Below are 26,348 nucleotides of genomic sequence, written 5' to 3' on the forward strand. Positions count from 1 at the left end.
CAGCAAGTGACGGATTTGTCGTAACGAATACTATCACGGGTAAAGTCAGTGTAGGAGTCACGAAAGAATGGGTAGGCCCCAAAGCGAAAAGTGTGACGATTCAATTATTAGCGAATGATAAAGAAGTATCAAAAGCGACATTAACAGCTGAAACAAATTGGCAACACACATTTGATAAGTTAGATCAGTATGACAAAGATGGAAAAGAAATCACATATCGAATAACCGAAACGAGTATCAAGGGATATGACAGTGAAATTAGTGGAAACGTAGCCGAAGGCTTTGTGGTACGCAATACGAATACTGAAACAGTATCCATCCCAGTTGAAAAACGTTGGGTAGGAAAAGCTGGAGAAACAGCAGAGATTCATCTAAAAGCAGACGGTCAAACCATTGCGAGTCAAACAGTGACAGCGAAAACAAACTGGGAACATATCTTTAAAGAGTTGCCAAAATATGATGCGACAACAGGCGAAGTCATTGATTATACGATTACTGAAACACCAGTTAACGGTTATAATACAACCATTAGTGGGACAGCAAGTGACGGATTTGTCGTAACGAATACTATCACGGGTAAAGTCAGTGTAGGAGTCACAAAAGAATGGGTAGGCCCCAAAGCGAAACATGTGACGATTCAATTATTAGCGAATGATAAAGAAGCGTCAAAAGCGACGTTAACAGCTGAAACAAATTGGCAACACACATTTGATAAGTTAGATCAGTATGACAAAGATGGAAAAGAAATCACATATCGAATAACCGAAACGAGTATCAAGGGATATGACAGTGAAATTAGTGGAAACGTAGCCGAAGGCTTTGTGGTACGCAATACGAATACTGAAACAGTATCCATCCCAGTTGAAAAACGCTGGGTAGGAAAAGCTGGAGAATCAGCAGAGCTTCATTTAAAAGCAGACGGTCAAACCATTGCGAGTCAAACAGTGACAGCGAAAACAAACTGGGAACATATCTTTAAAGAGTTGCCAAAATATGATGCGACAACAGGCAAAGTCATTGATTACACGATTACTGAAACGCCAGTAGACGGTTATAATACAACCATTAGTGGGACAGCAAGTGACGGATTTGTCGTAACGAATACTATCACGGGTAAAGTCAGTGTAGGAGTCACGAAAGAATGGGTAGGTCCCAAAGCGAAAAGTGTGACGATTCAATTATTAGCGAATGATAAAGAAGTGTCAGAAGCGACATTAACAGCTGAAACAAATTGGCAACACACATTTGATAAGTTAGATCAGTATGACAAAGATGGAAAAGAAATTTCATATCGAGTGACGGAAACACAATTAGAAGGTTATACAACTGAAATAGTTGGTGATATCTTAACAGGGTTTAGAGTAATAAATACAAAAATTTCTAAAACAACAGAAGAATCTTCAACTAATAGTTTGAATCATCCAACTTCTAAGAAAACAACTAAGAAGCAAAATGATATTAGTAAACTTCCACAAACAGGTGAAAAAGAAACAAGTATTTTAATGTTGTTGGGGGTTATATTACTATTAGGTTTAGCATTACCTCTATATAACAAACTAAATCATTAATTAAAAATCCATATTTATCGAGAAGATACTCTCGATGGATATGGATTTATTTATATTATTTTGCTTGAAGCAATTCTTCTTTTGAATGAACCAGCTGTGTCAATAGTTTGCAATAAGGAGTAGGAATATTGTATTCTAATCCTTTTCTTACAACTTCTCCATTAATGTAGTCTATTTCAGTTAGGCGATGCTTGATAATAAGATCTTGATACATGGAAGGATGATGAAGACCAACTGTCTCTCTATTGAAACAACAAGTGATTTGCTCGATAATATCTGGTTCATCAAGATAGATTTCTTCGTGCTTTGCAACAGCTAAAAATTCTGACACAATTTCTTTAATAATAGGAAGGGCAGGTTTCGTATCGCCAAAATCTGCTACATTAGAATCAAGAATAGTGCATAAACAATTAAGTGTTCCATTAACACAGGCTTTACGATATATTGTCGCTAATATGTTTTTTGATACTTTGGCATTTAAATTAGCATGTGAAAGTGTCATAGCTATTTTTTCAGCCATATCATGTTTAGTTGGACTAAGATTTTGTAAAGCGACACTACCATCACCAAATAAAGTGACTTTTCCAGGACCATCAAGACTAGCCGTCCACATGGTGTTTCCAATAAAAATATTATCGTACAGTATCTATTGCAATAAAAAAATTAGAAAATGAATTAAATACAACTTTATTTGATCATCGAGTAGAACCGTTCAGATTAACTGATTCAGGTACTTTTTTATATGAAAAAGGTTCAACTATTGTTGAGATGTTTGACGATTTAGTCGATGACATGCATCAACTAAATCACATATCAAAAAAGAAAAAATAAAAGTGGGTTTAATAACAATTTTCTCAATTCAATTTATGAAAGAAATTTCGATTTTTCTACAAACTCATCCTCATATCGATTTAAGTCTTATTCAAGATGGTTCCCCTGAACTACAAAAAAAATAAAAAATCAAGAAATTGATATTTGTTTAACGTCATTTCCTAACCTGTTTTCAAAATATATCGATATAGAGCCACTAGAAACAACTACAAATGGGTACAATATTCATGTGGTTGTTCCAGAAAGTAACCCGTTATCTAAAAAATCGTTCTTAACGTATAAACAACTTGAAAATCAACGTTTTTCGACTTTGACGATTGAAAAGTATACTATAAGTCGTCTCCTTTTAGATCGAACTCGTTATTATGGATATGAACCAAATATCGTGTTAGAACATGATGACTTACAAGTGTTAGTGAGTAGTCTTGATAATAGTCAATCAATTTGTTTGTTGCCTATAGAGTATAAAGATATAGGTAAAAGTAGTGGTGTGAAATGGATTCCTTTAAAGGATAAATATGCTCATTTCTCTATAGGGATTGCTTTGAGAAAAGATTTTATATTAAGTCCTGATATGGAAGGATTTATTCAATTTATCAAAAAAATTGATGCATCTTGGCTGTAAAAAAAGGGTACAAGACGTTAAGTGTAATGCAGTGTAAGAAAACATATCGATATGCTAAGTAAATTACATTAATACTTTAACAACGGATATATGCTCTGACAATTTAATCTTTTTTATGAAGGTATTAACAAGTTTTATAACAAAGAAAAAAGCTTCGAGCCTTGGGTTATTCCATGGTTCGAAGCTTTTATAGATTAGTCCACCCAATTTTTTGTTAAAAACTCATAGGTTAATTCGTCGGTGGTTGAAACTAGTGTGATGTCTGTACCTAAATCTTGGCTGTTACCAACACCAATTGGTAGAGCGCCACTTTTTTTGATTGCTGTAATACCTGCTTTTGAATCTTCAATCCCAATACAACTTGATATCGGACAATCAATGGCTTTTGCAGCAGCGATAAAAATATCTGGTGCAGGTTTGCCAGAAGCCACACTACTAGGATCGACAATAGCATCAAAATAACTCGTTAATTTCATTTTTTCTAATAATAATGGGCCATTTTTACTGGCGGAGGCTAAGGCTATTTTTATATGATGTTGCTTTAATTCTTTTAGTAGGGGAAGAATTCCTGGGAAAATATCGTCTTCTGAAAAAGATTGTATCATCTCAACGTAAACATCATTTTTTTTTGCAGCAAGCTCTTTAAAGGTATCGTCATCAAAATCAGACCTCTTGCTACCGTGTTTTAAAATTAAGTCTAACGAATCTTCGCGACTCACACCTTTTAATTGCTCATTAAATTCTCGGTCGATGTCAATTCCTAACTCCTTAGCTAAACTCTTCCATGCTCTATAATGGTATTCTGCCGTATCTGTGATGACACCATCTAAGTCAAATAGTACTCCTTGAAACATATTATTTCACTCCTTTAGTCATTAGTTTAACTGTTAATGAGTCGGTTAGTGTGTGCGTATTACCATAAATTGTGACATCTAAAGGTTCGCCATTTAATAAATCAATGTTAATGTTGTCTGATACACTGATATAAAGTAGACGACCTCGATAGTTTATATGGAAAGCATAACTGTCCCATTTTGTTGGTAAGAAAGGAGCAAAGCTAAGTGATTCGTTGAAAACTTTCATCTGAGCAAAGCCTTGTACGATGGTCAACCAACTTCCAGTCATTGATGTGATATGTAGCCCGTCATCTGTGTCATTATTGTAGTTATCTAAGTCTAGTCTGGCAGTTCGTTGATACATTTCTACCGCTTTTTCTTCCATCCCTAATTCTGCAGCTAATATGGAATGGATACATGGAGAAAGGGATGATTCATGTACGGTCATTGGCTCATAAAATTCAAAGTTTTTACGTTTTTCTTCAATAGTGAATTGATCGTTAAAGAAATAAATTCCTTGTAGTACATCTGCTTGTTTGATAAAACAAGAACGTAAAATTTTATCCCAAGACCAGTTTTGATTCAACGGAACATCTTTTTTATCTAAATTAGTGACAGGCATTAAATCCTTGTCTAAAAAAGTATCGTGCTGAACAAAAATGCCAAGTTCTTCATCTTTCGGTAAATACATTTTATCGATAATATCTTGCCAATGTGCCATTTCTTCTTCAGACAAGGATATAGTTGTATCGTTTTTATAAAGTTGATAATTTTCGAGTGTGTAGCTTAATACCCAGCGTGCAATATAGTTTGTGTACCAGTTATTATTAATATTATTTTCATATTCATTTGGTCCAGTAACACCATGAATCATATAAGCATCATGACGTTTAGAAAAATGAACTCTGTCAGCCCAAAAACGTGAAATTTCAGATAATACTTCTAGTCCTTCGTGTTTCAAGTAAGAGGTGTCACCGGTATAGTTTGTATAATTATAAATAGCATAAGCAATAGCACCGTTTCGGTGGATTTCTTCAAAGGTGATTTCCCATTCGTTGTGGCACTCAACACCTGTGAAAGTAACCATTGGATAGAGAGCGCCTTGTAATCCTTGTTGTCTGGCATTGTGCTGTGCTTGAGGCAACTGATTATGACGATATTTTAATAAGTTTTTCGTTACATTCGGTTCTGCTAAAGATAAATAAAGCGGAACAGCATAGGCTTCTGTATCCCAATAAGTAGCACCGCCATATTTTTCACCAGTAAATCCTTTTGGACCAATGTTTAGGCGTTCATCTTCACCATAGTAAGTTGAAAATAATTGGAATAAATTGAAGCGAATGCCTTGTTGAGCTTCGTCATCTCCTGTAATAACCACATCTGCTACTTCCCAACGTTTTAACCAAGCGTTTTTATGTTGAGAGATTAATTCTTCTACAGTATTTTCGTTAACTTGATTTAATAAATTTTTAGCATGATCTAATTGATTATTTTCTGAAATGTCTCGGCTTGTAACGACAATCACTTTTTTATCTAATGAGATGACGTCGCTAGTTTGTAATGTCGTAGTGATTATCTCTGAAGCTTCAAACTCTTTAAATTCTTTTTTAGTAGGTAAGTTTGGTTGAGATAAATCATTTTGCATGAACGTTGTCACACAGAATTCATCTATGCCGAAAGGGTTGCTGATAGTTTTTGCTGTGACAAAGTTCTCACCACTTTGTCTATGTTCCCAAAACATATCATCGTAATTGCTATCTTCATTATGAACATGATTGTCTAATTTAGAGACTAATGTAATCTCACCTGATCCTTCTATCATTTCGACAGATACGTTAACTAAAGCAAGTTCTTTAATAGTTAAGCTAAGCAAGCGTTTAAAAGAACATTTTATAGTACAGTTTTCTAAGGTTACTGTAAAATGACGTGACAGAATGCCATGTTGCATGTCCAATTCTTGATAAAAATCTGTAGGTGCTATCGTGTTTAAATCGATTTTATGAGTGTTAACATATATATCAACAGCAATAAAATCAATTGCGTTAATGACTTTTCCAAAATAGTCAGGGTAACCATTTTTCCACCAACCGACACGTGTTTTATCAGGATACCAAACACCTGCCAAATAAGTTCCTTTGTGATTATCTCCTGAGAAACCTTCTTCAAAGTTTCCTCTTAATCCCATATAGCCATTTCCAATACTTGTTAAAGATTCTTGCAAACGGATGTCTTCTTTGTGTAATGAGTGAGTGGTTAATTTAAATGGGTTAATGTCAAACAGTCTTTTTAAATGAGTCATATTATTCCCTCCATGAATTAAAGTTGTTAATTACATAATATACGCAAACGATTGCGAAAGCAATATAAAAAATAAAAATGTTTTGTTTGCAACATTTGAATATCAATAAAAAAAGTATTTACTTTTCATAAACTGATACGTATAATATGAATTACGCAAACGATTTCGTTTAAGATTAATTTAAGGAAAGAGGTAAGGAAACAATGAAAAAGTTGCTAAGTTTTGAGTTTTGGCAAAAATTTGGAAAAGCATTAATGGTCGTGGTAGCTGTCATGCCTGCTGCTGGATTAATGATTAGTATCGGAAAAACGATTCCGATGATGTCACCAGATATGGCATTTTTAGTAACAACTGGTGGGGTAATTGAAAATATAGGATGGGGAATTATTGGAAATCTTCATTTATTATTTGCACTAGCAATTGGTGGTAGTTGGGCTAAAGAACGTGCAGGAGGAGCTTTTGCTGCAGGTATTTCATTTATTTTGATTAATCGTATTACTGGTTCAATTTTTGGTGTGACTTCAGAAATGCTAACAAACGATGAAGCATTTACTCACACATTATTTGGAACTAAAATTATGGTTAAAGGATTTTTCACTAGTGTACTTGAAGCACCAGCGTTAAATATGGGAGTGTTTGTCGGAATTATTGCGGGATTTGTCGGAGCGATGGCATATAACAAATATTATAATTATAGAAAATTGCCAGATGCTTTGTCTTTCTTCAATGGTAAGCGCTTTGTTCCATTTGTTGTCATACTTTGGTCAACGCTAGTTTCTATTGGTTTAGCGATTGTATGGCCAGTTATTCAATCAGGAATTAATAATTTTGGTTTGTGGATTGCTCAATCACAAGAATCTGCACCAATTTTGGCACCGTTTTTATATGGAACACTTGAGAGATTATTATTACCATTTGGATTGCATCATATGTTGACCATACCAATCAACTATACTCAACTAGGTGGAACCTATGAGATTTTATCTGGGGCACAAGCAGGAACACTTGTTTACGGACAAGATCCTCTATGGCTCGCTTGGGCAACTGATTTATTTAACTTAAAAAATGCTGGAAATGTCGAACAATATAATTATGTGTTATCAAACTGGACACCAGCTCGTTTTAAAGTAGGACAAATGATTGGTGCATCTGGTATTTTAATGGGCTTCACTTTGGCGATGTATAAAAATGTGGATAGTGATAAGAGAAAACAATATAAATCAATGTATGTCTCAGCAGCGTTGGCAGTATTTTTAACAGGTGTTACAGAACCGTTAGAATTCATGTTTATGTTTGCAGCAGTTCCGTTGTATCTAGTGTATGCAGTGATTCAAGGAGCGGCATTTGCGATGGCCGACATCATCTCGTTACGCGTCCATTCATTTGGAAATATTGAGTTGCTAACAAGAACACCATTAGCCATTAAGGCAGGATTAACACAAGATTTGATTAACTTTGTGATTTGTATTATCGTGTTTGCTATTGTTTCTTATTTTATTGCTGGATTTATGATCAAGAAATTTAATTTAGCAACACCAGGAAGAAATGGAAACTATGATGTGGATACGTCAGATAACCCAACTTCATCAGGAAGTTCTGAAGGAATCTCTCCGCAAATCGTATCAATCATCCAACTACTCGGAGGAAAATCAAATATTTCTGAAGTAGATGCTTGTATGACTCGTTTAAGAGTAAGTGTCAAAAATGCCGATTTAGTTGGAACAGAACAAGAATGGAAAAAAGCTGGTGCACTAGGGCTAGTCTTAAAAGATACAGGAGTACAAGCCATTTATGGCCCTAAAGCAGATGTTATTAAATCTGATGTACAAGATGCGTTAGATAGTGGCGTTGATATTGATTCTCTTATTGTCGATACTGTTATTGATGAACCAAATGACCAAACAGCTGTTCAAAAAAATGTTATTATTCCATTTGTTTCTGTAGCAGATGGGGAAGTCATTTCGATAGAAACTGTTTCAGATGATGTGTTTTCGCAAAAAATGATGGGCGATGGTTTTGCGATAAAACCGTCGAATAATCAAGTGGTTTCACCAGTATCTGGTGTGGTTCAGTCTATTTTTCCAACAAAACATGCCATAGGATTATTAACATCTGAAGGATTAGAAGTGTTAGTACATATGGGACTAGATACTGTAGAGATGACTAAACAAGTATTTGACGTATCAGTTAAAGAAGGTGATACTGTAAAAGCGGGTCAATTATTAGCAACAGTCGATTGGGAAACAGTTGAGAATGAAGGAAAGGGTACCACGATTGTAGTAGTTTTTACAAATACACAAGAAATTAAAACGCTCGAGTTATCAACTGTTGGTGAACATAAATCATCAGAAAAAATTGGTCAAGTATCATTATAAAGTGAGGAAAAAAAGATGAAGTGGTTAACACTAAATGTACATAGTTGGATGGAAGAAGATACTGAAGAAAAGATGGATATATTGGCGCACTATATTATATCTAGTGGGTTAGATGGAGTGTCTTTACAAGAAGTCAATCAACGAATTGATGCGTTACCAGAGGAGAAGCCACTTCATTTTGTTCCATCAATCAATGAAAAGACAATCATTAAACAGGATAATTATGCGTTATGCTTAGTTAAACGATTAGCTGAATTAGGGGAAAGTTATCATTGGAGTTGGACTTATAGCCATGTGGGATATGATATCTATGAAGAAGGTGTGGCAATTTTATCAAAAAAACCTTTACAATCACAAGCAGTGTTAGTATCATCAGTGGATAAGAAGACAGATGTAAAACGACGAATGATGCTTTGTTCAAAGCTAACAGTGGAGGATAAAGAACTATTTGTAACAAGTAGTCATTATTCTTGGTGGAGTGAAGAAACAAAACAAGGATTTCAAGATGAATGGACTTTAAGCAAACTCTTTTTAGATAAATTATCTGGTTTCATGTTGCTATGTGGAGATTTTAATGGCCCTGATACGATTAAAAATGAAACATATGATTTAGTCACGAAAAGTTTTGTGGATACATTTGAATTAGCCAAGCATCCAAGTGGGCGTTACACCATTCCAAAAGAGATTGATGGGTGGAAACACACGAAAGAGCAGTTAAGGATAGATTATATATTTGCTTCTGAACCTTGTCAGGTGAGGTCGCATGACGTGATCTTCGATGGAGAAAATTATCCATGTGTTAGTGATCATTATGGTGTCGTTGTATCGATTGATATGGAATAACTAATGGGAGAGTAGATTATGGGAGTTACAATTAAAGATGTTGCAAAAGAAGTAGGTGTTGCCCCTTCAACTGTATCGCGTGTTTTGAAAGATCATCCAAGTATTTCAGCAGAAACAAAAGAGCGCGTAAGAAAAGCAATGGACAAGTTAGGCTATGTTCCAAATATTTCAGCAAGAAACTTAGTTAGTAAACTATCTAATGCTATTGGGGTAGTCTTGCCAATTATTGAAACCAAAGAGCGAGCAAGTGAGCCGTTTTATTTAGAAGCGATTACGGCAATGAATGAAGAAGCAAGTAAACATCAAGTAAGTATCGCTATAGCATCAGGTAATACCGAAACGGAATTACTGGAAGCAGTAACACTACTTTATTTGCAAAGACGAGTGGACTCTTTTATCTTGATGTATGTAAAAGAAAATGATCTCATTTTAGACTTTTTAATTGAGAAGAATATCCCATTTACAATTATTGGACACCCATATCGTTATTACAATGACACTAGCTGTGTTGATAATGACAATCAGCTACTAGGTAGGAGTGTCACACAGTACCTTATTGATAAGGGACACAAGGATATTTTATTTGTAACAAATAATTCAACTGAAAATTTCTTTAAGGAACGTTTTTATGGGTATGAAATGTGTTTAAAAGATAATCACTTACCCTGTTATCCGGTATGTGATTTAGAAAAAAGCAATGAATTTATTCAGCTAGATAGCTTATTAAGTGAAAGGAAAATCTCAGCATGTATTGCGATTGATGATATGTTTGCTTTAAAAGTGATTCAGTTTATCCAATTGAGTGGTCTAACAGTTCCTGATGATGTATCGGTTATTAGTTTTAATAATTCTATTTTTTCAACCTTGATTCACCCTTATATTACGTCAGTCGATATTAATACACGTGAACTAGCGAAGTCTGCTGTATTAGAGTGTCTAAACCAAGTTAATTATCCAGATGAGTTGAAAAAGAGAGTGATTATTCCACACAAATTAATTGAACGAGAAAGTGTCATAGACTGTTAATAAAAAAATTCACCAAATTCTTTTTAGAATATTGGTGGATTTTTTTATATAATACAAGAAAGACAACTTGAGATAATTAAGGAGGGAAGATAATGAGTTTATATTTAGAAATACCAGAATGGGATAATAGCCTACCTTTTAGGGCATTTGAAAACCAAGGTGAGATTGTTGTACCACCACATTGGCACAAAGAAATTGAGATGATATATGTGACGAAAGGGCTAGTCAATATTGGTTATGATAATCAGTTGTTTCAAGTGCAAGAAGGGGAAATTTTTATTTTTGGTAGTGGTGAGTCTCATTATTTTTTAGCTTCGCCAGGCAGTACACGGATTGTTTATCAATTTGATTTAGCCGTTTTTCAAAATTATTTAGTGAATCAATCAGATTATAAAGACATTGTCACGCTATTTGAAAAAGCGGAAAATCTTAGTCGGTTTTGGGAGAAAGATGTCGAGCAAGAGATGAGAAGTCTTGTAGAAAAACTATTTAAAGAAGTACAGCAAAAAAAATTTGGCTATGACTATGCTATATTAAGTCTGTTGCATCAACTATTGGTCTTCTATTATCGTGAGATTCCTCAAAAAAATCGTACACTCAAAGAAGGGAATTTTGTTGAATCAACCCATCAAAAACAGACGCTAGAAAGACTGAACGATGTGTTTATTTACATAGAAAATCATTTTCAAGAGGTGATTACACTAGAGGATGTTGCCAAATATGTGGGATTTAGCCCATATTATTTTTCACGCTTTTTTAAAAAAAATACAGGACAAAATTTTAGTCATTTTTTGACAGAATACCGTTTAAATCAAGCAAAATATATCTTATCCCATGAAAATATTCCAATGATAGAAGTGGCAGAACGTTCAGGATTTAATAGTGTTAAAACCTTTCATCATGTATTCAAAGAACATGTTGGACTATCCCCTTTAAAATACCATAAGACAATATATGGGAATAATTGACCAAAATAACAGGAAGAAAACCTTATCATTTTTTTGTATGATGAATGTATCAACAAGAAAACGATGGAGGTTTTTTTATGACATTAAAAGTAGGGATTATTGGTTGTGGTGGTATTGCTAATGGAAAACATATGCCAGCATTAAGCAAAGTAGAAGAAGTTGAAATGGTCGCATTTTGTGATGTGATAGTGGAACGTGCTGAAAAAGCAAAAGTAGAGTATGGGACGATGGATGCAACTGTATATCAAGATTATCATGAGTTATTAGCAGATAAAAGTATCGATGTGGTGCACGTTTGTACACCAAATAATTCTCATGCGGAAATTTCCATCGCTGCAATGAAAGCGGATAAACATGTGATGTGTGAAAAACCAATGGCTAAAACAAGTGAAGAAGCCAAAGCAATGCTAGAAGCCGCAAAAGAAACAGGAAAAAAATTAACAATTGGGTATCAAAATCGCTTCACAACAGCTGCTAGCTACTTACATCAAGTATGTGAAGAAGGCGAGTTGGGAGATATTTATTATGGAAAAGCACATGCGATTCGTCGCCGTGCGGTACCAACTTGGGGAGTATTCCTTGATGAAGAGGCACAAGGTGGAGGTCCGTTGATTGATATTGGGACACATGCACTAGATTTAACATTGTGGATGATGAATAACTACAAGCCAAAATATGTGGTAGGAAATACGTATCATAAATTGTCACCAACAAAAAATGCTGCCAATGCATGGGGACCTTGGGATCCAGAAAAATTTACTGTAGAAGACTCAGCATTTGGTTTTATTACGATGGAAGATGGCGCAACGATTTCTTTAGAATCAAGTTGGGCATTAAATAGTCGTCAAATCGGAGAAGCCAAAACCAGTTTATCTGGCACAAAAGGTGGGGCAGATATGTTTGATGGCTTGACTATTAATGGTGAGGATCATGGTTTACTATATGAAAAACACATTGAATTAGAAACAGGCGGCGTTGATTTTTATGATGGTGAAGGAAATGACCCAGCCTTTTTAGAAGCACAATCTTGGGTACAAGCTATTTTGAATGACACAGATCCAGTGGTATTACCAGAACAAGCCTTAGTTGTCACAGAAATTTTAGAAGCGATTTACCAGTCTTCAAAAACTGGCGAACCAGTATATCTTAATAAGTAGGTGAAAAGATGATTCACGTAACAGTGTGGAATGAATACAGGCATGAAAAGACAGACGAAGAGGTAAAAAAAGTTTACCCAGAAGGCATTCATAACCAATTAGCTTCTTTCTTAGAAGAAGAGTTTGACGTTAAAACAGCGACACTTGATGAAGCAGACCATGGTTTAACGGAAGAGGTATTAAATAATACAGATGTATTGGTTTGGTGGGGACATATCGCCCATAATGAAGTGAGTGATGAAATCGTTCAACGCGTGCACCAACGTGTCTTACAAGGTATGGGATTGATAGTGTTACATTCTGGTCATATGTCTAAAATTTTTATGACTTTAATGGGAACGTCATGTGATTTAAAGTGGCGTGAAGCGGATGAAACCTGTCGTATTTGGAATGTTAATCCTAGTCATCCTATTGTAGAAGGGGTTGGAGAATACATTGAACTAGAAAAAGAAGAAATGTATGGCGAACATTTTGATATACCAGCACCTGATGAATTGATTTTTGTGAATTGGTATAAAGGTGGCGAGGTATTTAGAGGAGGGTGTACCTTTAGACGTGGAAACGGTAAAATTTTCTATTTCCAACCTGGGCATGAAACGTATCCATCATATTACAACGAACAAGTTCAACTAGTGATTAAAAATGCAGTGAAGTGGTGTCAGCCAATGGATAGTACTTATCCAACATATGGTCGTCATGCACCATTAGAAGAGTTATAAAAGGAGGAAACAAACATGAAATTAGGCGTTTTTACCCCATTATTTAATAATTTGTCATTCGATGAGATGATTGAAAAAGTAGCAGAGCAAGGGTTACAAATGGTTGAGATTGGAACAGGTGGCTCTCCAGGAAGTGCTCACTGTGATGTCGATGCGTTACTTGCGAGTAGTGATAAACGAAAAGAATATCAAGCAAAATTAAATGATAAAGGATTAGAAATTAGTGCTTTTAGTGCGCATCATAATCCTATTTCACCAAAACCAGCAGAAGCAAAAGAGGCAGACGAGTTATTAAGAAAAACAATTAAATTAGCCTCTTTAATGAATGTGCCAGTGGTGAATGGCTTCTCTGGTGTGGGTGGAGGGAACGACACAGACACTTCAGTGAATTGGCCTGTTTTACCATGGCCAACAGATTATACAGATATCTATCACTATCAGTGGGAAAATAAATTAATCCCTTACTGGAAAGACATTAATAATGACTGTCAAACAGCTGGAGTGAAAATTGGGATTGAACTTCATGGAGGTTTTTTAGCTCATACACCATATACTATGTTGAAATTACGTGATGCAGCTGGGGACAACATTGGGTGTAACTTGGATCCCTCTCATTTATGGTGGCAAGGAATTGAACCAGTTGGTGCGATTAAAATTTTAGGAAAAGAAAATGCGATTCATCATTTCCATGCAAAAGATACTTACCTAGATCAAGATAACATGAATATGTATGGTGTAACTGACATGCAACCTTATACAAACGTTCAATCAAGAGCGTGGACATTTAGATCAGTAGGATGTGGTCATAGTTTACAAGATTGGTCAGATATAGTTAGTGCGTTGCGTTTGTATGGTTATGATTACGTATTAAGTATCGAGCATGAAGACCCATTGATGTCAATCGACGAAGGATTTTCTCGAGCAGTAACTAATTTAAAATCAATCATGATTAATGATAAACCAACAGACATGTGGTGGGCATAGGAGGTTTTCAAATGCTTAATATAGGAATTATTGGGTATGGTGGTATGGGAAGCTATCACCATCGTGAATTAATAAAAAAAGAAGACGGTGTACAAGTAGTCGGTGCGTATGATATAAAAAAAGATCGTTTGGATGCAGCAAAATATGCGGGACTAAAAACGTATGAGTCATTAGAAGCGTTATTATCAAATAATACGATTGACGCAGTGCTGATTGCGACACCTAATGATGTCCATAAAGACTTGGCTATTCAAGCAATGACAAGTGGAAAACACGTGATTTGTGAAAAGCCAGCCATGATGTCAACCGAAGAATTAGATGATGTGATTCTGGTATCAAACGAAACGGGCCAAGTGTTTATGGTGCATCAGAATAGACGTTGGGACAATGACTTTTTAATCATTCAAGACATGTATCAAAAGAAACCGATTGGTGAGTTGTTTCAAATTGAGTCACGTGTTCATGGAGCGAATGGCATTCCAGGAGATTGGCGTCATTTAGAAAAACACGGTGGGGGAATGTTGCTTGATTGGGGTGTTCACTTACTGGATCAACTGCTCTTTATGGTTGATAGTCCAGTAAAAGAGGTATCAGCTGATTTAAGCTATATCTTAGGTGATGAAGTGGATGATGGCTTTATTGCTTACATTACTTTTGAAAATGGTGTCAAAGCATTAGTTGAAGTTGGCACAACTAATTTTGTGAAATTGCCACGTTGGTATGTCAAAGGTCTTGAAGGAACGGCTGTCATTGATGATTGGGATTTGTCGGGTAAAATAGTGAAACAAACCGGCGTGATTGATCATCACAATTTAGTACCAATTAAAGCGGGACAAGGATTAACTAAAACAATGTCCCCACCTTCAGAAGATGCGACTACAACCTTACCAATCGTTGAAGTAGACGCAGATTATGATGGATTTTATGAAAATTTCCATGATGTCGTTGTTAATAATGCAACACCAATTGTAAAAAATGACGAAGTTAGAAATGTATTAGCACTGATTGAAAGAATATTCGAAGTGGCGCAAAGTTGTATATAGTTAACAGTATAAGAATAATATAGAAAATAATGCATCTGATAATACAATCAGATGTATTTTTTTATATCTATTTAAAAATCTATTAAATGGTAAAATTGAAAAAAATAAAAAAATTATCTATAATGATTTAACAAATAACCTAGGAGATGATTATTATCAATAATCGTAAATATAGAGATATTTTTTTTAATGAAGAAATATTTTCAGAATTATTATTCTTGAATGTTGGTCATGAAACATGTTTACCTAAACATTCTTATGGACCTAAAATAAGAGAACATTATGTGATTCATTATATAATTAAGGGAAAAGGTATATTTAAGATTAATGGGAAAACATATCATTTAAAAGAGAAAAACTTTTTCCTAATTCGTCCAAATGAGCTAAGCTACTATGAAGCAGATGCAGAAGAACCTTGGGAATATTATTGGTTGGGATTTAATGGCTCTAGAGTAGAAGAGATATTACTCAGCCGATTTATTGATCAATTTACTGATACGGGTATGTTCCATTCAAAAGGGAATAATTTGAACTTTAAATTTGAAGATTTACTTAATAGCAATCCTTTTGATTATTCGAAAATGCTTTTTCGTTACTCCATATTTTTTGACTTGATTCGTATGGTAAACGGCGGGATACCAAGTACAAAATATTATGAAGGAATTAGCATGAAAAAAATGTATAGTAAAACATTTATGTTATATATTCAGAATAGTTATCATTTAAAAGAGTTAACTATCTCAAGTATAGCGAACTCAATGAATTTAAATCCATCTTATTTAAGCCAAATAATTAAAGAAGAGTTAGGAATTACACCGATAGGATACTTAAAAGAATATCGTTTACAAAAAGCATCAGTGTTATTGGAATTAGGAAATATTACAGTTACTGAAGTAGCTGATTTAGTTGGTTATGAAAGTGTACCGTCATTTTCACGAGCTTTTAAAAAATTATTTGGTCAAGCTCCATCAGTGTATAAAGGCCAACATTAAAGCAAACTTACGTATATAAAAGTTTTATAATCTAAAATAAGGATAAATATATCTAAAATAGGGAGAGTATCTTTGTAAGCGCTTTATGTTAAAGTGGAATTACATTAGAGAAAGGCGTTGGGATAAATGAAAAAGAAATGGTTACTTAAAAGTTTAGGATTAATGTTTATGGGAAGTATGCTAGTAGGTTGTTCATCAAATAATTCACAAAAGGATAGTAAAAATGAAAAAGCAACTATAACTTATGCTATATGGGATACTAACCAAGAATCAGGGATGAAAAAAATGGCATCGGAATTCGAAAAGGAGAATCCTAATATTAAAGTAAATGTGGAAGTAACACCTTGGGATCAATATTGGACTAAGCTTGATGCTGCCGCAACAGGAGAAAGTTTACCTGATGTATTTTGGATGCATTCAAATGAAGCATATAGATATATGAGTAATGATATACTACTTGATTTGACAGAATCTACTAAAGATAATATTGATTTAACTAAATTTCCTAAAGAAATAACTGAGTTATATTCTCTAAATGATAAGCAGTATGCCATTCCAAAAGATATCGATACAATAGGACTTTGGTACAATAAGGCATTATTTGATGAAGCAGGAATAGAGTATCCAAATGAGAATTGGACTTGGGATGATTTATTAAAAGCGGCTAAAAAAATAACTAATACTGATAAAGGAATTTATGGTATTGCTGCACCAAATAATGGTCATGAGGGATACTGGAATTTTGTTTATCAAAATGGTGGAGAAATGTTAAATGACTCTAGAACTAAATCTGAAATCACTAATCCAGCAACAAGAGAAGCACTACAGTTTTATACAGATTTAATTGTGAAAGAAAAAGTATCACCAAGTATTGATCAATTAGCTGAAAATAAACCTGTTTCATTTATGCAATCTGGTCGGTTAGGTATGGGGTTATTTGGTTCTTGGATGTTAGCAGATTTTAAATCTAACGAATACATGGTGAAAAATACTGATGTTGCTGTATTACCAAAAGGAAAACAAAGAGCATCAGTCTATAATGGTTTAGGAAATGCCGTTTCAGCAACTACAAAAAATAAAGAAGCTGCGACCAAGTTTGTTGAGTTTTTAGGTTCGGAAAAAGCTAACTTGATTTCTGCAGAAGAAGGATCAGCTATTCCTGCATATTCTGGAACTGCTGATAAATGGGTTGAAAGTGCAAAAGATTTTAATGTTAAAGCCTATATTGACATGATGGATTACTCAGTCATTAGACCATTCTCAAAAGAAACAATTAAAGTAGAAACAATTGAAACTGATAATTTATCTGAATTATTTAATGGAAAAAAATCTGTGAACGAAGTAACTGATAAAATTGCTACGGAAGTTGATGCTGTTCTAAAATAGACAAACTATAAAGGAAGATCAGTATGAAATTTAAGAGAAAAAAATATGAAAAAGAGCAAGTTATGTGGGGTTGGCTTTTAATAGCGCCAACCCTAATTGGCTTATTAGTGCTTAATATTATACCTGCAGTACAATCGTTAGTATTGAGTTTTCAAAAGTCCAGTGGCTTTGGAAAAACCACATGGGCCGGATTAGCAAATTATGAAAGATTAATCGCAGATAAAGAAGTATTGCAGGCGGTGATTAACACATTGATTTATACTCTGATTTCAGTACCATTTATCATTGTGCTTTCGATGTTGGCTGCTGTGTTAATGAATCAAAAAATTAAAGGTATTTCAGTATATAGAACACTATTTTTCTTACCAGTTGTTGCCACTCCAGCAGCTGTGGCTATGCTTTGGAGATGGTTATTTAATTCTGATTATGGAATTATTAATCATTTGTTAAGTAAGATAGGTATTACAGGACCAAATTGGTTAACAGATCCTAAAACAGCAATTATTGCGATTGCAATTGTAGGGATTTGGAGTACTGTTGGTTATAATATGGTTCTATTATTATCAGGATTACAAGAAATACCGAAAGATTACTATGAGTCTGCGGATATAGATGGAGCGAGTAAATTAAAACAATTTTTTTCAATAACTTTACCACTTGTAACCCCAACATTATTTTTTGTGTTAGTGACTACTGTGATTAATTCTTTACAAGTGTTTGACCTTATTTTTATGATGATTGATAAGACTAACCCAGCGTTGCCAAAAACTCAGTCTCTAGTATATCTATTTTATAAACACTCGTTTATTATGAATGACAAAAGCTATGGTTCAGCAATTGTAATGATATTATTATTAATTATTATGGTTGTAACGATGATACAAGTAAAAATACAAAAGAAATGGGTAAATTATTAGGAGGGAATAAAATGAAAAAGATAAATACAAAGCGTAAGCTAATTATCCATATAATATTAATTTTAGGTTCTCTTTTGATGGTATTACCTTTTGTGTGGATGGTTTTAACTTCAGGCAAAACATTGGCAGAGTCAGTAGCAATACCACCTAGTATTTTTCCTGAATCATTTCAATGGAATAATTTTTCGGTTGTCTTAAATAAGCTTCCTTTTATTTCATTTTATATTAACACATTTTTAATGATAGGGTTTCGAGTTATAGGATCAGTTTTATTTAGTGCAATGGCTGCATATGCATGTGCTAGATTAGAATTTCCAGGAAGAAATTTATTTTTTTCATTAGTACTACTACAAATGATGATTCCTACTCAAATTTTCATCGTTCCTCAGTATTTATTGGTACAGAATATGGGATTATTAAACTCAGTTCCTGCTTTAGTTTTACCAGGTGTTGTCAGCGCTTTCGGTACGTTTTTACTGAGACAATTCTTTTTAGGATTACCAGATGAATTAGAAGAAGCTGCTAAATTGGATGGTTGCAATGTATGGCAAACTTTTTTCAAAATAATGCTTCCATTAGCTAAATCAGGTTTGATTGCATTAGCCATTTTTACAGGATTGTTTGCATTTAAGGATTTGATGTGGCCGCTAGTTGTTAATATGTCAATGGATAAAATGACTTTATCCTCAGGACTAGCTAATTTACAAGGACAATATACGACTCATTATCCACAGTTAATGGCAGGTTCACTGTTGGCAATATGGCCGATGATTCTTTTATTTATTATTTTTCAGAAAAAATTTATCGAAGGAATTGCAACTTCGGGTGGTAAACTTTGATTTGGAGGAACCAGTAAAATGAATTTAATAAAATTTGATAGTAAGAATAATATATTTCACTTAAGTAATGATACAGTAAGTTATATATTTGAATTGTACGAAGGTAACTTAATTCACAAATATTATGGTAAAAAAGTTTTAGATTACTCAGGTGGAAGAGATTATCCTAGTAAGACGAGAGGTTCTTTTGCTCCAGATATTTCGTATAATAATGATTTAGGTTATAGTTTGGCATCGCTTCTTCAAGAATACCCTGGAGCAAATCAAGGCGATTATAGATCATCGGCATTTGAAATTAGATATAGAGATGGATCTTATAACTCACAGTTTAGATATTTAAATCATGAAATAGTGAAGGGGGTAATAGGGTTAGATAATATGCCTTATTGCCATGACAATAAAAATGAAGCAGAGACATTAATAGTGTATTTAAAAGATAATACATCAGAAATTGTTATTTCTTTATATTACACAATATATGCTGAATCAAATATTATTGTTAGGAAGACAAGTGTTACTAATCAATCTAGTGAATCCGTTATGATTAATAATATAAAATCTTTCAGTCTAGATTTTCCGGAATCTTGTATGGAATTAATTCAATTACCAGGTACTTGGGGAAGAGAGAGACAAATTGTCAGAGAAAAAATAAGTGATGGTATTAAGAGATTATGCAGTGTAAGAGGGACTAGCAGTCACAATCAAAATCCTTTTATGGCCATTTGTAATGAAGGAACTACAGAATTTTATGGAAACGTTTATGGAATCTCGTTAGTTTATAGTGGAAACCATGAAATGATTATACAAAAAGATTCATATTCTCAATTGCGAATTCAAGCTGGGATAAACAGTGAGACATTTGAATGGGAATTAAATCCTGATGAGACTTTTTATACTCCTGAAGTAGTTTTAAGTTTTTCTACTCAGGGATTAAATGCATTATCACAGACGTTGCATGAGTTTATTAATGGAAATATTGTTCAATCGACGTATAAAAATAAAAAACGCCCTATTTTATTAAATAATTGGGAAGCAACATATATGGATTTTGATGAAAATAAAATAATAGAGCTAATGGAAGAAAGTAGTAAACTTGGTATAGAATGTTTTGTTTTAGATGATGGCTGGTTTGGACAAAGAAATGATGATACCTCTAGTTTAGGTGATTGGTTTGTTAACTTAGAGAAGTTACCAAATGGTCTTTCTAATTTATCTAAAAAAGCTAGAGATTTAGGTATGGACTTTGGTTTATGGTTTGAACCTGAAATGGTATCGCCAAATAGTGAGCTATATAGATGTCATCCTGATTGGACTATACATAATTCAAATAAAGAAGTCTCTTTAGCTAGAAATCAAAAAATATTGGATTTAGGTAGAAAAGATGTTAGAGATTATTTATATAAGTCATTATGCGATGTTTTAGACAGTGGTAATATTTCTTATGTAAAATGGGATATGAATAGGAATTTTTCAGAAACGTATTCTTTAGATTTACCACCAAACCGTCAAAAAGAAGCAAATCATAGATATGTACTAGGTTTATATGAGTTGTTAAGTAAGATAGTGAAGAAATATCCTGATATTTTATTTGAAAGTTGTTCAGGTGGTGGTGGCAGATATGATTTGGGTATGTTGTATTATATGCCTCAAACTTGGACTAGCGATAATACAGATGCTATAGAACGATTAAAAATACAGTATGGTACGAGTCTTGCTTATCCTATTTCATCAATGGCAGCTCATGTTTCGGCTTCTCCAAATCATCAGAATGGAAGGATTACTCCATTAAAGACAAGAGGCGATGTAGCTATGTCAGGTGTACTAGGTTATGAATTGAATGTGATGTTGCTATCAAATAAGGAAAAAGAAATAATTCGTAGACAAATACAAGAATATAAGAAATATCGTGAGCTTATTCAATATGGAATTTTTTATCGATTGATATCACCTTTTGAAAGGAACAAAGCTAGTTGGATGTTTGTTTCTACGGATAAATCAGAAGCTCTAGTATTTTATTGTAATATACTATCTGAAGCGTCACCGACACTGGATCTTTTATATTTAGCAGGTCTTGAAGAGGATTCAAAATATCAAGATATTAATGGTAAAATAGTAAATGGCGATGAGTTAATGAATATGGGATATTATGTACAAACTAAATCTCATCAGAAACCATTTGGGGATTTTGAAAGTAGTCTGACATATTTAAAAAAGGTCTAAGGAGGAAGCAAGATGGTTAAAATTACATTTATAGGTGCAGGTAGTACTATTTTTGCAAAGAATGTTCTTGGCGATGCGATGTTAACTGAGAGTCTTAGTGATGCAGATATTGCCTTGTTTGATATAGACGAGAAACGCTTAAGAGAATCAGAATTAATGTTAAAAACAATTAATAAAAATATGAATAATAACAAAGCAAAAATAACAACGTATAGTGATAGAAAAGAATCATTAAGAGATGCCGATTTTGTGATTAATGCTATTCAGGTTGGTGGATATGAACCATCTACTGTTATTGATTTTGAAATACCTAAAAAATATGGGCTACAACAGACTATTGGGGATACGTTAGGTATAGGTGGCATTTTCAGAGGTTTAAGAACTATTCCAGTTATGTTAGATTTTGCAAGAGAAATGGAAGAAGTCTGTCCAAATGCTTGGCTACTAAACTATACTAATCCTATGGCGATATTAACCATGGCAATATTAAAGGAAACAAAGGTTAAAACAGTTGGATTATGTCATAGCGTACAGGTATGTGTACCAGAGTTATTTAGTTACTTAGGTATAGATAATGAATATAATTTAGAAGAGTTTCAATGGAAAATAGCAGGAATTAATCATATGGCATGGTTGTTAGAAATAACAAAAAATGGGGAAGATTTCTATCCATTTATCAAAGAAAAAGCGCTCGAAAAGGTAGGTCCTCATGATGATTCTGTTAGATTTGAACTTATGAAATATTTTGGTTATTACGTGACAGAATCAAGTGAACATAATGCTGAATATCATCCTTATTTTATTAAAAGTAAGTACCCTGAATTGATAGAAGAATACAATATACCTATAGATGAGTATTTAAGACGTTGTGAAAAGCAAATTAATGATTGGGAAGAGCAAAGAGATAATATTATTCATAACGGTGAGTTAACACATTATCGTAGTAGAGAGTATGCTTCTTATATTATGGATGCTATAGTAACTGGCAAACCAACAACTATTGCTGGAAATGTTCTGAATACAGGATTAATTTCAAATTTACCAAAAAATTGTTGCGTAGAAGTTCCTTGTTTAGTTGATAAAAATGGAGTTCAACCAATATATTTTGGAGATTTACCAACACAACTAGCTGCCCTCAATAGAACAAATATTAATGTCCAAGAATTAACAGTAGAGGCAGCGATAACATTGGATAAACAAAAAATTTATCAAGCAGCGATGTTAGATCCACATACATCATCTGAATTATCGTTAGAAGAAATATATAATTTGGTTGATGATCTGATTGAAGCTCATGGAGATATGTTGCCTAAATATAATTAGGTTGTCTTATGGTATGTGCAATCATATAAACTAAAGTGAGCAAGTTACAATAAACCTTTGTATTATTAAATATCTGTTATAATTATCATAGAACATGAATTAATTATATTAATCAAATTGTAGACAAATTAGCTATTTAATTGAGAATAGTTAGTTTGTCTTTTTTTATTTTTAATATAATTCTTTTAAATTTTTAGAGTAAATTTTATAAAAGGACTGTGATGAGTAAACATTTATTTAAGGATTACTATTTTTTATATTTATCTTATGAAACAAAGTGTCAAGCTATGACACTTTGTTTTATCACAAGAACCTTGTTCTTTAAGCATTGTAAACGGTTGCTTAAGTTGTTGGATTCTTGCATAATTTAATTATAAATTGAAAGGAGTTGTATCCAAATATGATGGAAAAAGTTCAGCGCTTTGGTGGCGCAATGTTTACACCAGTTCTTTTGTTTTCATTTTCCGGAATCATGGTTGCATTATGTATTATCTGTAAGAATCCACTTCTTGTAGGAAGCATTGCAACTGAAGGGACTACTTGGTTTAACATTTGGTCGATTATAGAAGATGGAGCTTGGACAGTATTTAATCAAATGGAATTATTATTCGTTATAGGTCTTGCAATCGGATTAGCAAAAAAAGCCAATGCCAGAGCAGCAATGGAAGCTTTTGTTATCTATACAACATTTAATTATTTTGTTAGTGGTATGATTAAATATTTTGGTTCATTCTTTAATGTAGACTTTGCTTTGGAAGCAGGTGGTAATAGTGGATTGAAACTGATTGGAGGAATCAAAACACTAGATACAGGTATTGTTGGAGCAATTATTATTTCAGCTATTGTTGTTTATATCCATGACCGCTTCTTTGATACTAAATTACCAGACTTCCTTGGAGTGTTTCAAGGATCATCACTTGTTGTTATTATTGGATTTTTCGTCATGCTACCCATTGCTTTTATTACCGCAGTTATTTGGCCTAAGTTACAATTAGGGATTGCTTCAATGCAAGGGTTCTTAGCAGCATCTGGAGTATTTGGGGTTTGGCTTTATACGTTCTTAGAGCGAATATTAATCCCAACAGGACTACATCACTTTATATATACTCCTTTTGTATTTGGACCAGCCGTCGTAGAAGAGGGAATTACAAAATATTGGATGGCTCATTTAAATGAATTTGCTCAAACAAAAGAACCATTGAAAAAATTATTCCCTGAAGGTGGTTTTGCCTTACATGGAAACTCTAAAATCTTTGCTTCTCCTGGTATTGCTGCGGCGTTTTACTTTACAGCTAAGCCAGAGAATAAGAAAAAAGTACTAGCTATTTTAATTCCAACTACTTTAACAGCGGTGCTTGCAGGAATTACAGAGCCGCTAGAATTTACATTCCTATTTATTGCACCAGTTCTTTTCTTAGTACATGCACTACTTGCCGCAACGATGTCAGCAACAATGTTTGCTTTTGGTGTTGTAGGTGACATGGGTGGAGGGTTTATCGATTTATTAGCGAAAAACTGGATTCCACTATTTACAAATCATAAAGGCATGATTTTTACTCAGTTAATTATTGGATTAGCCTTTACTTTAATTTACTTTGTGGTCTTTAGATTCTTAATTTTGAAATTTAATTTTGAGACTCCTGGTAGAGAACCAGATAGTCAAGATATTAAATTATATAGCAAAAAAGATTTCAAAGAGAAACAAGCAAAAGGGACAGGGGCAACAGATACACAATCACAATATCTTGATCGTGCGATTATTTTCTTAGAAGCATTTGGTGGCTCAGAAAATATAGCTAAAGTAAACAATTGTGCAACACGGCTTAGAATTACAGTAAAAGATGAGAGTTTAGTGCAACCTGATGCTGCTTTTAAAGCAGGTGGAGCGCATGGTGTGGTTCGAAATGGAACAGCCTTCCAAGTTATCGTAGGATTGGATGTCCCACAAGTGAGAGAACAGTTTGAAAAAATTATGTAACTAAAAAAATTAAATGATAGAAATGGAGAGTTTTATTATGAAGAAATTTTCAATTGTTATTGCAGGTGGAGGAAGTACATTTACACCAGGGATTGTATTAATGTTACTCAATAATTTGGATCGTTTCCCAATCAGACAAATTAAATTTTACGATAATCTAGATAGCAGACAAAGACAAATTGCTGATGCGTGTGAGATTTTAATTAAAGAAAATGCTCCAGATATCAAGTTTTTAGCAACAACAGATCCAAAAGAAGCCTTTACTGATGTAGATTTTGTGATGGCACATATCCGTGTCGGATTATATGCAATGCGTGAATTAGATGAAAAAATCCCATTGAAATATGGAGTAGTTGGACAAGAAACATGTGGGCCTGGTGGAATCGCTTATGGCATGCGCTCAATTGGTGGCGTATTAGAATTAATTGATTATATGGAAAAATATTCACCAGATGCTTGGATGTTAAATTACTCAAATCCTGCAGCCATTGTAGCTGAAGCAACGAGAAAATTACGTCCAAACTCTAAAATTATTAACATTTGTGACATGCCAGTTGGTATTGAAGAACGAATGGCAAAATCAATTGGACTAAATTCAAGAAAAGAAATGGTAGTACGTTATTACGGATTAAATCATTTTGGTTGGTGGACAGACATCAGAGATTTAGAAGGAAATGACTTGATGCCACAAATCAAACAACATGTTTCTCAGTATGGCTACTCTTTAAAAGAAGAAGTAGAAGAGTCACAACATACAGATGCTAGCTGGATGGATACATTCTCTAAAGCAAAAGACTTGTATGCAGTTGATCCAGATACGTTACCAAATACTTACTTGAAATATTACTACTATCCACAAGAAGCAGTAGAGCATGCAAATCCTGACTATACTCGTGCAAATGAAGTCATGGATGGTCGTGAAAAACACGTCTTTGGTGAATGTGCGAAAATTGTTGAAAAAGGAACATCTGAAGGAACAGCACTAGAAATTGATGAACATGCAAGTTATATTGTTGACTTAGCTCGTGCGATTGCGTACAACACACATGAAAGAATGCTTTTAATTGTTGAAAATAATGGTGCAGTAGTTAACTTTGATGACACAGCGATGGTTGAAGTACCATGTATTGTAGGGGTAAATGGACCTGAACCATTAGTGCAAGGTCAAATTCCACGTTTCCAAAAAGGTTTAATGGAACAACAAGTAGCTGTGGAAAAATTAGTTGTTGAAGCTTGGGCTGAAAAATCTTATCAAAAATTATGGCAAGCTTTGACATTATCAAAAACTGTACCAAATGCTGGTGTGGCAAAAGAATTATTAGATGCGTTAGTTGAAGCAAATAAAGATTTCTGGCCAGAATTAAAATAATTCAGAATAAATTAATTTAATAAATTGTTAACACCTTCCCTTATTATTAA

General features: G+C 33.8%; 21 protein-coding genes and 1 pseudogene. 19 read left to right on the plus strand and 3 right to left on the minus strand.

What is annotated here, in order from left to right; translation table 11 throughout:
• A partial coding sequence (locus CBF36_RS09100; protein WP_125958147.1) for a Cna B-type domain-containing protein occupies nt 1–1,568 on the plus strand: 1,568 nt, incomplete at its 5' end.
• Nucleotides 1,569–1,623: 55 nt separating this feature from the next.
• Here CBF36_RS09100 and CBF36_RS09105 read toward each other — a convergent pair.
• Nucleotides 1,624–2,205: pseudogene (locus CBF36_RS09105) on the minus strand (ketopantoate reductase C-terminal domain-containing protein); the annotation flags it as partial.
• A gap of 17 nt (nt 2,206–2,222) precedes the next feature.
• On the opposite strand from CBF36_RS09105, the gene CBF36_RS12590 reads away from it, so the two are divergent.
• Both CBF36_RS12590 and CBF36_RS09110 read left to right on the plus strand, forming a co-directional pair.
• Nucleotides 2,223–2,399, plus strand: a complete 177-nt coding sequence (locus tag CBF36_RS12590) for a hypothetical protein (RefSeq protein ID WP_420824013.1) — start codon at nt 2,223–2,225, stop codon at nt 2,397–2,399.
• Nucleotides 2,400–2,520: 121 nt separating this feature from the next.
• Nucleotides 2,521–3,024: a LysR family transcriptional regulator substrate-binding protein gene (locus CBF36_RS09110; RefSeq protein ID WP_125958149.1), complete on the plus strand. Its 504-nt coding sequence runs from the start codon at nt 2,521–2,523 to the stop codon at nt 3,022–3,024.
• Between the two features lie 194 nt (nt 3,025–3,218).
• Here the strand turns inward: CBF36_RS09110 and pgmB are convergent, their stop codons facing one another.
• Together pgmB and CBF36_RS09120 are read right to left on the minus strand one after the other, a co-directional pair.
• Nucleotides 3,219–3,878, minus strand: coding sequence for a beta-phosphoglucomutase (pgmB, locus tag CBF36_RS09115; protein WP_125958150.1), 660 nt, complete (start codon nt 3,876–3,878; stop codon nt 3,219–3,221).
• Nucleotide 3,879: 1 nt separating this feature from the next.
• Complete coding sequence (locus CBF36_RS09120; protein WP_125958151.1) at nt 3,880–6,159, minus strand: glycoside hydrolase family 65 protein; 2,280 nt, start codon at nt 6,157–6,159, stop codon at nt 3,880–3,882.
• Between the two features lie 203 nt (nt 6,160–6,362).
• Between CBF36_RS09120 and CBF36_RS09125 the strand changes: the two genes are divergently transcribed.
• From CBF36_RS09125 to CBF36_RS09200, 16 genes are all read left to right on the plus strand, one after another.
• A complete protein-coding gene (locus CBF36_RS09125; protein WP_125958152.1) occupies nt 6,363–8,534 on the plus strand; it encodes a PTS transporter subunit IIBC in 2,172 nt (723 codons plus the stop codon).
• Nucleotides 8,535–8,549: 15 nt separating this feature from the next.
• A complete protein-coding gene (locus CBF36_RS09130; RefSeq protein ID WP_125958153.1) occupies nt 8,550–9,377 on the plus strand; it encodes an endonuclease/exonuclease/phosphatase family protein in 828 nt (275 codons plus the stop codon).
• An 18-nt stretch (nt 9,378–9,395) separates the two neighbouring features.
• Nucleotides 9,396–10,403 carry a LacI family DNA-binding transcriptional regulator gene (locus CBF36_RS09135; RefSeq protein WP_125958154.1) on the plus strand — a complete coding sequence of 336 codons (1,008 nt, stop codon included), beginning with the start codon at nt 9,396–9,398 and terminating at the stop codon, nt 10,401–10,403.
• A 92-nt stretch (nt 10,404–10,495) separates the two neighbouring features.
• Nucleotides 10,496–11,371: an AraC family transcriptional regulator gene (locus tag CBF36_RS09140; RefSeq protein WP_125958155.1), complete on the plus strand. Its 876-nt coding sequence runs from the start codon at nt 10,496–10,498 to the stop codon at nt 11,369–11,371.
• A 77-nt stretch (nt 11,372–11,448) separates the two neighbouring features.
• Complete coding sequence (locus tag CBF36_RS09145) at nt 11,449–12,528, plus strand: Gfo/Idh/MocA family protein (protein ID WP_125958156.1); 1,080 nt, start codon at nt 11,449–11,451, stop codon at nt 12,526–12,528.
• Nucleotides 12,529–12,536: 8 nt separating this feature from the next.
• Entirely contained in the window at nt 12,537–13,247 is a 711-nt protein-coding gene (locus CBF36_RS09150) for a ThuA domain-containing protein (RefSeq protein WP_125958157.1), read from the plus strand.
• Nucleotides 13,248–13,262: 15 nt separating this feature from the next.
• The gene (locus CBF36_RS09155; protein WP_125958158.1) at nt 13,263–14,231 is read left to right on the plus strand and encodes a sugar phosphate isomerase/epimerase family protein; all 969 of its coding nucleotides are present in this window, start codon (nt 13,263–13,265) and stop codon (nt 14,229–14,231) included.
• Between the two features lie 11 nt (nt 14,232–14,242).
• A complete protein-coding gene (locus tag CBF36_RS09160; RefSeq protein WP_125958159.1) occupies nt 14,243–15,274 on the plus strand; it encodes a Gfo/Idh/MocA family protein in 1,032 nt (343 codons plus the stop codon).
• A 146-nt stretch (nt 15,275–15,420) separates the two neighbouring features.
• Complete coding sequence (locus CBF36_RS09165; RefSeq protein WP_125958160.1) at nt 15,421–16,266, plus strand: AraC family transcriptional regulator; 846 nt, start codon at nt 15,421–15,423, stop codon at nt 16,264–16,266.
• 126 nt (nt 16,267–16,392) lie between these two features.
• Nucleotides 16,393–17,652: an ABC transporter substrate-binding protein gene (locus tag CBF36_RS09170; protein ID WP_125958161.1), complete on the plus strand. Its 1,260-nt coding sequence runs from the start codon at nt 16,393–16,395 to the stop codon at nt 17,650–17,652.
• Between the two features lie 23 nt (nt 17,653–17,675).
• A complete protein-coding gene (locus CBF36_RS09175) occupies nt 17,676–18,569 on the plus strand; it encodes a carbohydrate ABC transporter permease (RefSeq protein WP_125958162.1) in 894 nt (297 codons plus the stop codon).
• Nucleotides 18,570–18,580: 11 nt separating this feature from the next.
• The gene (locus CBF36_RS09180) at nt 18,581–19,408 is read left to right on the plus strand and encodes a carbohydrate ABC transporter permease (protein ID WP_125958163.1); all 828 of its coding nucleotides are present in this window, start codon (nt 18,581–18,583) and stop codon (nt 19,406–19,408) included.
• A gap of 18 nt (nt 19,409–19,426) precedes the next feature.
• Complete coding sequence (locus tag CBF36_RS09185) at nt 19,427–21,628, plus strand: alpha-galactosidase (protein ID WP_125958164.1); 2,202 nt, start codon at nt 19,427–19,429, stop codon at nt 21,626–21,628.
• A gap of 12 nt (nt 21,629–21,640) precedes the next feature.
• Nucleotides 21,641–22,951: an alpha-glucosidase/alpha-galactosidase gene (melA, locus tag CBF36_RS09190; protein ID WP_125958165.1), complete on the plus strand. Its 1,311-nt coding sequence runs from the start codon at nt 21,641–21,643 to the stop codon at nt 22,949–22,951.
• Between the two features lie 400 nt (nt 22,952–23,351).
• Entirely contained in the window at nt 23,352–24,929 is a 1,578-nt protein-coding gene (locus CBF36_RS09195; RefSeq protein WP_125958166.1) for an alpha-glucoside-specific PTS transporter subunit IIBC, read from the plus strand.
• Between the two features lie 37 nt (nt 24,930–24,966).
• Complete coding sequence (locus CBF36_RS09200; RefSeq protein ID WP_125958167.1) at nt 24,967–26,298, plus strand: 6-phospho-alpha-glucosidase; 1,332 nt, start codon at nt 24,967–24,969, stop codon at nt 26,296–26,298.
• Nucleotides 26,299–26,348: the final 50 nt, after the last annotated feature.

This window comes from Vagococcus bubulae (genome assembly GCF_003950315.1).
GTDB classification, from domain to species: Bacteria; Bacillota; Bacilli; order Lactobacillales; family Vagococcaceae; genus Vagococcus; species Vagococcus bubulae.